This window comes from Cupriavidus sp. MPR-AND1C, assembly GCF_058809705.1.
Window position 1 is genome coordinate 190,033 of sequence record NZ_JBXASU010000005.1, and the last position, 11,083, is coordinate 201,115.

Genomic DNA, 11,083 nt, shown 5'->3' on the forward strand with positions numbered 1-11,083 from the left:
CGCGCTTTCTCGCCATGGCATCCGATCCGGCCGTCACTCTCGCTTCATGACCTCGCTGCAATTTCGTCCCGGCCCCGACTTCCTGCCGCAGGCCGCCGCCGCGGCCTGGTATTTCCTCGACCATTGCGGGGAGCAGCAAGCCGCCGCGCATGTGGTGGTGCCCACCGCGGCGCAGATCCCCGGCGTGCGCCAGGCGCTGGATGCCGCCGCGCGCGCGGCCGGCAAGCCGCGGCTGCTGCCGCGGGTCGTCACCATTGGCCACTGGCTGCTCGACTTGCCGCCCGACCCGATCCCGGTGCGCAGCCATGCGGCGCGGCTGCTGGCCGTGCAGCAGGCCATCCGTGCGCAGGACTGGCTGCGGCGCGCATTTGGCGCGCAGACCGAGGCCGCGGCGTGGGGGTTGGCGCAGACGCTGCTCGCCATCAGCGATGAACTGAGCGCGCGCTGGCTCGACGATGACGCCATCCGCGATGAAGACGTCGATGGGGACGATCGCGCGGCCCTGCTGCAGGGCGCGCTGGAGCGGACCTACGCGCATCTGTCTTCCCGCTTCCTCGGTGAGGAGGCGCGCATCGTGATGGCCTTCTGGCAAGCCTTGTCCGGCCCGGACGATCCGCTGCCCGCGCGCCGGCGCGCGCTGCACCGGCTGGCCCAGCACCTGGACGGCCCGGTCATCTGGCTCGGGCCAACGCCGCCCCAGCCGATCGAGGAAGCGTTCCTGCGGCAGGCCGCCGAGCTCGTGCCGGTGATCCGCATCGGCTACGACTGGACTGCGCAGTCCGCGCAGGCGCCGAGCGGCGCGCTTGATGCCGGTTTGGGCGATGAGGACGGGGAGCCCGACTGGTACGACACCTTGCTGGCACTGTGGCCCGAGGCGCGGCTGCCTGGCCCGAATGAAGCTGCCGCGCGCCGCGCGCCACGCAGCCTGCCGGCCGAGCGCCCGCGCGTGCGCGTGATCGGCAGCGCGCGCTTCGAGGACGAGGCCGGCGCTGCCGCCGGGCAGCTGGTGCAGTGGCTCAACGAAGGCCGCCGCCACGTGGCGCTGGTGGCGCACGATCGCGTAGTGGCGCGGCGCGCGCGCGCGTTGCTGGCGCGTGCCGGCGCGCCGGTGCGCGACGAAACCGGCTGGAAGCTCTCGACCACGCGCGCCGCGGCTGCGCTGATGCGATGGTTCGACCTGCTCAACCAGGACGGCGATACCTCTGCCCTGCTCGACCTGCTGAAGAGCCCGTTTTGCCTGCCAGACTTTGCATTGCGCGGGGAGGCCATTGCCGCGCTGGAGCGGCAGATCCGGCGAGACGGCATCAGCGGTGGCTGGCGCCGCTTGCAGCAGCGCTTCCGCCCCGATACGGCTGACCAGGCCAGCGGCGATGGCAATGCCGGCGACGCCGCGCAAGACGACGCGCGCCGCGCCGCCCGGCAGGCCGCTTGCGAGCTGGTGCAGCACCTTGCGGCCGAAGCCGGCGCCTGGCCGCGCGGCAACGCACAGCACCCGGTCTCGACCTGGCTGGAACGCCTCGATGCCACGCTGGATGTGCTCGGCATGCGCGAGGCCTTGTCTGCCGACGATGCGGGCACACAACTGCTCGATGCGCTGGCGCGTCTTGCCGACCTGCCGCAGGACGAGACCGGTGCGCTGGCCACACTCGATCTCGGCGAATTCCGCTCCATGCTGTCAGCCTTGCTAGAGTCGGTTGCCTACAAGGAGCCCTCGGCCAGCGGCACCGCGCGCATCACGATCCTGCCGCTTAACGGCGCGCGCATGCGCCGCTTCGATGGGGTCGTGGTGGTGGGGTGCGATGACACGCAGCTTCCCTCCAGCGCGGCCGAGCTGATGTTCTTCTCCAACCAGATGCGGCGTGAGCTCGCACTGGAAGACCGCGAGGTGCGCTTCGCCCAGCAGGCGCGAGACCTGGCCGAGGTCCTGCTGAACAACGACGACGTGGTGCTCACCTGGCAGCGCCTTGGCGCGCGTGGCGAGCCCAAGCATGTGTCGGGCTGGATCGAGCGGCTCAGCGCGCTGTGCGCGCGCGCGGGCGCGCCGATCGAGGCGAGCGCGTTGCCGGTGCTGCACGAGACCTTCGCCGAGGTGGACGGCATGCCCGCGCCGGCGGCATCGGAGCTGGTGCCTTCGCGCTGGAGCGCGCAGGCGTACAACATGCTGCGCCGCTGCCCCTACCAGTTTTTTGCCGGCCGCATGCTCGGGCTGGCGGGGCTGGAAGTCGTCAGCGACGACCTGGAAAAACGCGACATCGGCGAGCTGCTGCACCGCGTGCTGCTGCGTTACCACCGCGAAGCCTCGCAGGACGGCTTGCGCCGTGAAGATGCTCGGCTGGCGCGCCTGCGCGAGATTTCCGATCACGAGTTCGGCGCGCTGATGAAGGAAGACGGCAACGCCATCGGCTACTACCGCCGCTGGTGCGAAGTGCTGCCATCCTACGTGGCATGGCAGGCGGAGCGCGAGGCGCAGGGCTGGTTCTGGGACGATGGCGAGCTCGATGCCACTGTCGACCTGCCCATGCCCGACGGCCAGCCGCTGCGCGTCAATGGCCGCATCGACCGGCTGGATCGCGCGCGCGACGGCAGCCGCGCGGTGCTTGATTACAAGACCCAGACCGTGCTGCGCTTGAAGCGCAAGGTCGGGGACGTGGAAGAGGATTGCCAGTTGCCGTTCTATGGATTGCTGCGCGCCGACGTTGCCGCTGGCAGCTGGGTGGCGCTCGAAGGCGCGAAGGACGGGCCGCCGGCGCCACAGCGCGAAGTGAGCCTGCCTGACTTCGACGCCGCAGTGGTGTGGCTCGAACAACAATTGCGCAGCGACGTGATGCGCCTGCGCCAGGATGCGCCGTTGCCGGCCTTCGGGGACGCCAGCGCGTGCACCTACTGCACCGCCCGCGGCCTGTGCCGCAAGGGCTTCTGGGAAAGCACGGCGTTGCCGCCGGGGATAGGGGGCCGCGCATGAGCATCCACGCCTATTTGCGCGATGGCCAGCCGGTGGCCGAGGCCGAGTTCACGCGCGCGGCCTGCGACCCCGCCAGTTCCGTGGTGGTCGAGGCTTGCGCGGGCAGCGGCAAGACCTGGCTGCTGGTGGCGCGCCTGCTGCGCCTGCTGCTGGCCGGCGCGGCGCCGCACGAGATCCTCGCCATCACCTTCACGCGCAAGGCCGCGGAGGAAATGCGCGAGCGCTTGCTGGAAGTGCTCGCGCAGCTCGCGCGCGACGATGACGACGCGGTGATCGCCGCGCTCACGCAGCGCGGGCTGTCGCCCGATGCCGCACGCGCCGCGCTGCCGCGCGCGCGCGGCCTGCATGCACAGGTGCTGGCCGCGCCCGGGCGCATGGCCATCGATACCTTCCATGGCTGGTTTGGCACGCTGCTGCGCGGCGCGCCGCTGGCGTCGGGCATCGTGCCGGGCGCCACGCTGCGCGAAGATGCACTGCGCATGAAACGCGAGGCCTGGGCGCCGTTCTGGCAGGCCCTGGCCACGCCGCCGTATGCCAACCTGCGCGCAGCCTTCGAGCGGCTGGTGGATGCCATCGGTGAGTTCCAGGCGCGGGCCTTGCTCGACGCCATGTTCCATGCCCGCAGCGAGTGGTTTGCGTTCCGCGAAAGCGCTGATCCCGCCGAGGCGCTCGCCGCGGACCTGGGCGAGGATGCCCAGGTCGACGTGCTGCTGGACGTGCTGGCCGATGACGGCTGGCTTGACGCTTGCCAGGGCCTGGCGTCGCAACTGGGCCGGGGCGGCAAGACCGAGCAGGCTCACGCTACGCGCCTGGCCGATGCGATCCTGGCGATCCGCGCGTGGCGCGAGGCGGGCGCCGAAGGGGGCGAGCCGGCCGAGCGCACCTTCGCGATATTGCGCGACGCGTTTTTTACCGCAGCCGGCAAGCCGCGTTCGCTACGCGCCACCACGGCGCTGACCAAGGCACTGGGCGGCGAGGCGATGGTCGATGCGTTCCTCGCCGAGCACGGCGACATGTGCGCCGCGCTGGAGCAGGTCGCGCAACGCCGCTGCGAGGCCGCGGTGCTGGCGGTCAACCTGGCGCTGTACGAACTGGGCGATGCGCTGCTCACGCGTTACCAGCACCATAAGTCCGAACAGCGCGCAATGGACTTCGCCGACCTCGAATGGCTGGCCGCGCGGCTGATGCGCGACGAAGAGACCGCGACCTACCTGCAGGTCCGGCTCGATGCGCGCTACCGCCATCTGTTGCTTGACGAGTTCCAGGACACCAACCCGCTGCAATGGCGCATCCTGCAGGGCTGGCTGGCCGGCTACGCAGGCCTGGGCGAGCGGCCCACGGTATTCCTGGTGGGCGACCCCAAGCAATCGATCTATCGCTTCCGCCGCGCCGATGCGCGCCTGTTCCAGACTGCCGGCGAGATGCTGCAGTCGGGTTTCGGCGCCACCGTGCTGCGGACCAACCGCACCCGCCGTAACCGCCCGGAAGTGCTCGATTGGGTCAACGCGGTGTTCGACACCGCGCGCGCCGACGGGCGCTATGCGCTGTTCGAGACGCAGACGACCGCGCTGGACGAGCCTGGCGGCCCGGTGTGGCTGTTGCCGCTGGTCGAGCCCGAGGCGGAGCCGGCACCGCAGGACGATGCGGCTAGCGATGACGATACGGCCGCGCGGGATCCCGCCACGCACCGCGATACGCTGACGCAGCCGCGCCAGCACGAGGGCGATTCGCTGCGGCTCGAAGAGGGCCGGCGCGTGGCGGCCTGGCTAAAGCATGTCCGCGCCACGGTGTCGGTTGCCGACAGCGATGGCCCGCGGCCCGCGCGCTGGAGCGATGTGCACTTGCTGGTGCGCCGCAAGACCCATCTGGCGGAGTACGAGCGCGCTTTCCGCGAGGCTGGCATTCCCTGCCTGAGCCCGCGCCGCGGCGGTTTGCTAGCCACGCTGGAAGCGCTCGACCTGTCCGCGCTGCTGGCGTTCCTGATGACGCCGGAGTCTGACCTGGACCTGGCCCATGTGCTCAAGAGCCCGCTGGTGGGCGCGACCGACGAGGACCTGATCGCCATCGCGCAGATGGCCCAGGCGCGCGAGCCGCGGCCAGGCTGGTGGGCCTGCCTGCGGGAGCAGGGGCTGCCGGAGTTCGGCAGCCCGGCACTGCGCGATGGCGTCGCGCGCCTGCGCCACTGGCTGGAGGTGGCACCGCATCGGCCGGTGCATGACCTGATCGACCACATCTACCATGGCGGCGAAGTGCGCCGGCGCTATGCCGAGGCCGCGCCGGCCGAGATCCGCGACCAGGTACTGGCCAACCTCGATGCCTTCCTCAAGCTCTCGCTCGACCTCGATGGCGGGCGCTACCCGAGCCTGCCCAAGTTCATCGACGAGTTGCAGGAAATCCGGCGCGGCGAAGAAGGCGAAAGCCCGGATGAAGGCGGCATGGCCGATAGTGCCGAAGACGCGCAAGGCGAGGCCGATGCCGACGAAGCCACCGACAATGCGCTGGACGCGGTCCACATCCTCACCGTGCACGCCGCCAAGGGGCTGGAGGCGCCGTTCGTCGTGCTGCTGGACGCCAACCACAGCGACGCCGCCGCGGACCGGAGCGGCATCCTGATCGACTGGCCGCCGTCCTCGGCCGTGCCGGTGCATTTTTCCGCCTATGGCAAGCGCAGCACGCGCGGGCTCGCTCGCGCGCCGTTGTTCGAGGCTGAGGCTGCCTTGGCCGAGCGTGAGAACTGGAACCTGCTCTATGTAGCGATGACGCGCGCGCGCCAGGGGTTGCTGGTGAGCGGCGTCAAGGGGCGCGCATCGCGCAGTGCCGACAGCGCCGAGGGTAACCGCGAGATCGCCGGTAGCTGGTATGCGCGGCTGTTGGCAGCCGGGGTCGGCGCGGAAGTCGAGCCGTTCCCGGCGGCGACCGCGCAGGACGTGGCGGATGCCGCCGCCAGCCATGATGCGCGCGTGCGCTTTACCGATTTTCGGCAGCGTTACCGTGAGGCGGCCGAGAGCCTGGCGCCGGTGCTGGCGTGGGAGGACGAGGAAGCGGAGCAGGGCGCCGCCACGGGCGAGGACGGCGACCACGCGATCGTGTTCGATGCCGACGCGGCGCGCCATGGCGAACTGCTGCACGCGCTGCTGGAACGCGTGACGCGCTACCCGGAGGCGTTCGAGGGCCTGCCTACGCCCGAGGTGGTGATGCGCTGGTTCCCGCTGGCAGGTGCCGGCACGGCGCAGGCGCGCACGCTGTGGCGGGAGCAGGCGCATGCCGCGGTCGAAGGCGCGCGATTGATGCTGGAGGCGCCGGCATTGCGGCCGTTGCTGTTCCCGCAGGGCGCGCTCAGCGCCCGCAACGAGGTCGAGCTTTACGATGCGCGCGGCCGCCTGCTGCGGATCGACCGCCTGGTGGAGTTTGCCGATCGGGTGGTGATCATCGACTACAAGCTGCGCCTGCTGCCGCAGGAGCACGCGGCCTACGCGCAGCAGCTCGCGGGCTATGTGGCAGCGGTCAGGCCCATGTTCCCCGGGCGGCGGGTCGAGGCCGGCGTGGCCACGGCCGACGGGGAGTGGATTGCGGCGGATGCGCTGCAAACGTCGCGCCAGGGCACGCTGTTCTAAGCGAGTCCTGGATCATGGAAAACGGGAGGGCATTGCGTGGATGCGGATTCAGCGAGGCCCTGCCGAACACTATGCCATCGGCAGCCTGATGCGCAGACTTGAAGAAAGCGCGATGATGCGAGGGGAGGTTACTGCCGGACAACTGCGGCTGGATGGCTGCGGAATACAGCTGGGGGATGTTAGGGGGACGAGCCTGACCCTCGGCACTGGCGGAAAACGGCTGTGGCTGCTTCGTTCCCGACCTGACCAGGTTGACCGCGCCACCATGCGAGGAGGCCCGTCCGGTCGGCATTGTAACCCAGCGCGGGCGGGTCCGGCAGTTTTCCGCGAAATTGATTGCGTAAATTGATTGAGTCGCTTGATTGAGCCATGCAACCCAGACACCTGTGAGATCCACGATGAATGCCAAAGACCAGATGCTCCGCGCCACGCTGCCGCCCCAGGACATCTCCACGGAAGTCCTGCTGGAGAAGTACGCCAAGGGTGAGGAGGCGACCGCCGCCGACGTGCGCCAGCGGGTGGCGCGCGCGCTGGCCGAGGCAGAGCCCGAGGCGCAGCGCGCGCAATGGGCTGAGCGCTTCCTGTGGGCGCAGGAGCAGGGCTTCGTACCGGCGGGGCGCATCAACTCGGCGGCCGGCACGCGCATCGAGGCCACGCTGATCAACTGCTTCGTGCAGCCGGTGGGGGACTCCGTGTCCGAGGTGCGTGACGGCAAGCCGAGCATCTACACCGCGGTGGCGCAGGCGGCGGAGACCATGCGGCGCGGCGGCGGCGTGGGCTACGACTTCTCCGCGATCCGCCCAGCCGGTGCGCTGGTGAGGGGCACGCACTCGCGCGCTTCGGGGCCCGTGTCGTTCATGAAGGTGTTCGATGCTTCCTGCGCCACGGTGGAATCTGCCGGTTCGCGCCGTGGGGCGCAGATGGGCGTGCTGCGCTGCGACCACCCGGATATCGAGACCTTCATCCACGCCAAGGACCGCGGCGAGCTGACCAACTTCAATATCTCGATCGGCGTCAGTGATGACTTCATGCGCGCAGTCGAGGCCGATGGCGAGGTCGAGCTGGTGCACGAGGCCGAGCCCGCGGCGGAAACCATTGCCGCGGGCGCTTACCGGCGCGACGACGGCCAGTGGGCCTATCGCCGCGTGCCGGCGCGCCAGTTGTGGGACCAGGTGATGCGGGCTACCTACGACCATGCGGAGCCCGGCATCCTGTTTTTGTCGCACATCAACGACGACAACAATCTCTATTACTGCGAGCGCATCGAGGCCACCAATCCTTGCGCAGAGCAGCCGCTGCCGCCCTATGGCTGCTGCGACCTCGGCTCGATCGACCTGACCCGTTTCGTGCGCCAGCCCTTTGGCGCGGACAGCCGCTTTGATTTCGAAGCCTTCGCCGAGGTGGTGCGGCTGGCGGTGCGCATGCTCGACAACGTGCTCGATATCACCTACTGGCCGTTGCCGGAGCAGCAGGCCGAGGCGCACGCCAAGCGGCGCATTGGCCTGGGCTTTCTCGGGCTGGGCAGCGCGCTGGTGATGCTGGGCATCCGCTATGACGCCGAGGCGGGGCGCGCGCTGGCCGCGCGCATCGCGCAGACCCTGCGCGACACTGCCTACCTGGCATCGGCCGGGCTGGCGCGGGAGAAGGGCGCCTTTCCCCTCTTCAAGGCCGAGGCCTACCTGGCCAGCGGCTTCGCGCGGCGCTTGCCGGGCGCGGTGCGCGAAGCCATCGGCCGCGACGGCATCCGCAACTCGCACCTGCTGTCGATTGCCCCGACCGGCACCATCACGCTGGCGTTCGCCGACAACGCGTCCAACGGCATCGAGCCCGCTTTTTCGTGGACCTACAACCGCAAGAAGCGCATGGCCGACGATAGCTACAAGGTGTTCGAGGTGGCGGACCATGCCTGGCGCCTTTATCGCCACCTCGGCGGCGATATGGCGCAGTTGCCTGACAGTTTTGTCACGGCGCTGCAGATGTCCGCGCTCGATCATATGAAGATGCTCGAGGCGGTCCAGCCCTATATCGACACCAGCATCAGCAAGACAGTGAACGTGCCTGAGGATTATCCATACGAGGCCTTCCGCAACCTTTACCTGGAAGCCTGGCGCGCGGGGCTGAAGGGGCTTGCCACCTACCGCCCCAATAGCGTGCTGGGCGCGGTGCTGTCGGTGACGCCGCCGCCGGCCGGCGCCCAGGCTGCGCCCGCCATGCCCGCTGTGACGGACGACCCGCTGCGCAAGCCATTCGCGAGCCGGCCCGTGGGCGACCTCGAAGGGGTGACCTCCAAGGTCGAGTACATGACCTATGAGGGGCACAAGACGGTCTACCTGACGGTCAATTTCATGCGTGTGGCCGGCCAGCTTGACGGCAAGCCGGTGGCCGTGGAGCGTCCGGTGGAGTTTTTCATGCCGGCCGGGCAACGCAACGACGGCCAGCAGTGGATCACGTCCACCATGCGGCTGCTGTCGATGGTGGCGCGTTCCGGGGGCTCGATCGCCAAGGCCTTGGCCGACATGCGCAATGTCGTATGGGATAAGGGCACGGTGCGCTATGGCACGCTGACGCGCCAGGACGGCACCGAGGTGCCGCGCTTCCACGATTCCGAGGTGGCGGCGATCGGGTATGCCCTGCAGCGCATCCTGATCAAGCGGGGTTTCCTCGATGCCGAGGGCGTCCAAGTGCCGGTGGCGGCGCTTGCGGCCCGCCTGGCCGGGCTGGAAGGGCTCGGCGGGGGTGCCGTTGACCGTGGTGGCGCGGCCCTGGCAGCGGGTGGCGCTGGCATGCCGGCCGCCGGGATGGGGCTGCGTTCGGGCAAGCCGTGCCCGGAGTGCGGCGCCCATGCCCTGCACAAGGTCGATGGCTGCGCCAAGTGCGCCAACTGCGGGTATGTCGGGGAATGCGGCTAGGGGCCTGGGGCGCAGGGCAACACACCTGGCCACCCTGTGAAGCGGGCGTGAATCCCGCCTGAACGACGGCCGCCTTTTGCTACAATCGCCGCCATGAGTTATCAAGTGCTAGCGCGCAAATGGCGCCCCCGGGATTTCACCACGCTGGTCGGCCAGGAGCACGTGGTCCGCGCGCTCACGCACGCGCTGGAACAACAGCGGCTGCACCATGCCTACCTGTTTACCGGCACGCGGGGCGTCGGCAAGACCACGCTGTCCCGGATTCTCGCCAAGGCGCTGAATTGCATCGGGCCGGACGGCACGGGCGACATCACCGCGCAGCCTTGCGGGGTGTGCAAGGCCTGCACCGAGATCGATAGCGGGCGTTTCGTCGACTATATCGAGATGGACGCGGCCTCCAACCGCGGTGTCGATGAAATGGCGTCGCTGCTGGACAAGGCGGTGTACGCACCCACGGCGGGGCGCTTCAAGGTCTACATGATCGACGAAGTGCACATGCTGACCAACCACGCCTTCAACGCCATGCTGAAGACGCTGGAAGAGCCGCCCGCGCACGTCAAGTTCATCCTGGCCACCACCGATCCGCAGAAGATCCCGGTCACGGTGTTGTCGCGCTGCCTGCAGTTCAACCTCAAGCAGATGCCGCCGGGCCATATCGTCAGCCACCTCGACCACGTGCTGGGCGAGGAGGGCATCGTGCGCGAGCCCAATGCGCTGCGCCTGCTGGCCCAGGCCGCCCACGGCTCGATGCGCGACGCGCTGTCGCTGACCGACCAGGCCATCGCCTACAGCGCCGGCCAGGTGTCCGAGGCCGCCGTGCGCGGCATGCTGGGCGCGATCGATCAGAGCTACCTGGTGCAGTTGCTGGATGCGCTGGCCGCCGAAGACGGCCCCGCCATGCTGGCGGTAGCGGACGGCATGGCGGATCGCAGCCTGTCGTTTGCCGGCGCCTTGCAGGACCTGGCCTCGCTGCTGCACAAGATCGCGCTGGCGCAGGCGGTGCCGGCCTCGGTCCAGGAAGAGTGGCCGGAAGCCGCCGAAGTGCGCCGCTTTGCCGCAGCCTTCGATGCGCAGGAAGTGCAGCTGTTCTACCAGATCGCCAACCTTGGTCGCAGTGAGCTGGCGCTGGCGCCCGACGAGTACGCGGGCTTCACCATGACGCTGCTGCGCATGCTGGCATTCCGCCCGTCGGCCAGCCCCACGCCTACGGTGGCGCAGGGTGGCGGCCAACCGGCGCCGCGCACGCGCGGAGGCGCTGCGCCGGCGGCACGGGTTGCGGCAGATACGGCCGCAGCCAGCGCCGCCGCGGCGCCTGTTGCTCCGAGCTTGCGTGCGGCCGCGCCGATGCCGGCCGCCGATCCCTCGGCAGCGCAGGCACAACAACCCGCGCCGGCAGCACCCGCAAGGACGCTGAGCCCGGCTCCGGCAGCCGTCGCGCCGGCAACCGCTCCCGCCAGCGCGGCACCGATGTCGCCGGCCCGTGCCGCGCTGGCCGCGGCGCGCCTGGCCTCCGCCGCGCGCGCAGGGGGCAGCCCGCGCATGCCGCCGCCTGCCGCTGCCCCTGCTGCGCCGGCCGCGCGCCCGCCCTCGGCCCAGCC

4 protein-coding genes and 1 other RNA gene are annotated in these 11,083 nt (G+C 69.9%); 4 read left to right on the forward strand and 1 reads right to left on the reverse strand.

What is annotated here, in order from left to right; genetic code table 11:
• Positions 1-46 precede the first annotated feature (46 nt).
• Together AC1RWI_RS05415 and AC1RWI_RS05420 are read left to right on the forward strand one after the other, a co-directional pair.
• Complete coding sequence (locus AC1RWI_RS05415) at positions 47-2,962, forward strand: PD-(D/E)XK nuclease family protein (protein ID WP_492865009.1); 2,916 nt, start codon at positions 47-49, stop codon at positions 2,960-2,962.
• On the forward strand, positions 2,959-6,576 hold the full coding sequence (locus AC1RWI_RS05420) for a UvrD-helicase domain-containing protein (RefSeq protein WP_492865011.1): 3,618 nt from the start codon (positions 2,959-2,961) through the stop codon (positions 6,574-6,576). The genes AC1RWI_RS05415 and AC1RWI_RS05420 overlap by 4 nt, the downstream gene beginning before the upstream one ends.
• Before the next feature lie 183 nt (positions 6,577-6,759).
• Here the strand turns inward: AC1RWI_RS05420 and ffs are convergent.
• Positions 6,760-6,858, reverse strand: an RNA gene (gene ffs / locus AC1RWI_RS05425) — signal recognition particle sRNA small type.
• A gap of 116 nt (positions 6,859-6,974) precedes the next feature.
• Between ffs and AC1RWI_RS05430 the strand changes: the two genes are divergently transcribed.
• A complete protein-coding gene (locus AC1RWI_RS05430; RefSeq protein WP_492865013.1) occupies positions 6,975-9,485 on the forward strand; it encodes an adenosylcobalamin-dependent ribonucleoside-diphosphate reductase in 2,511 nt (836 codons plus the stop codon).
• A 93-nt stretch (positions 9,486-9,578) separates the two neighbouring features.
• On the forward strand, positions 9,579-11,083 hold a 1,505-nt coding region (locus AC1RWI_RS05435; protein WP_492865015.1), incomplete at its 3' end, for a DNA polymerase III subunit gamma/tau.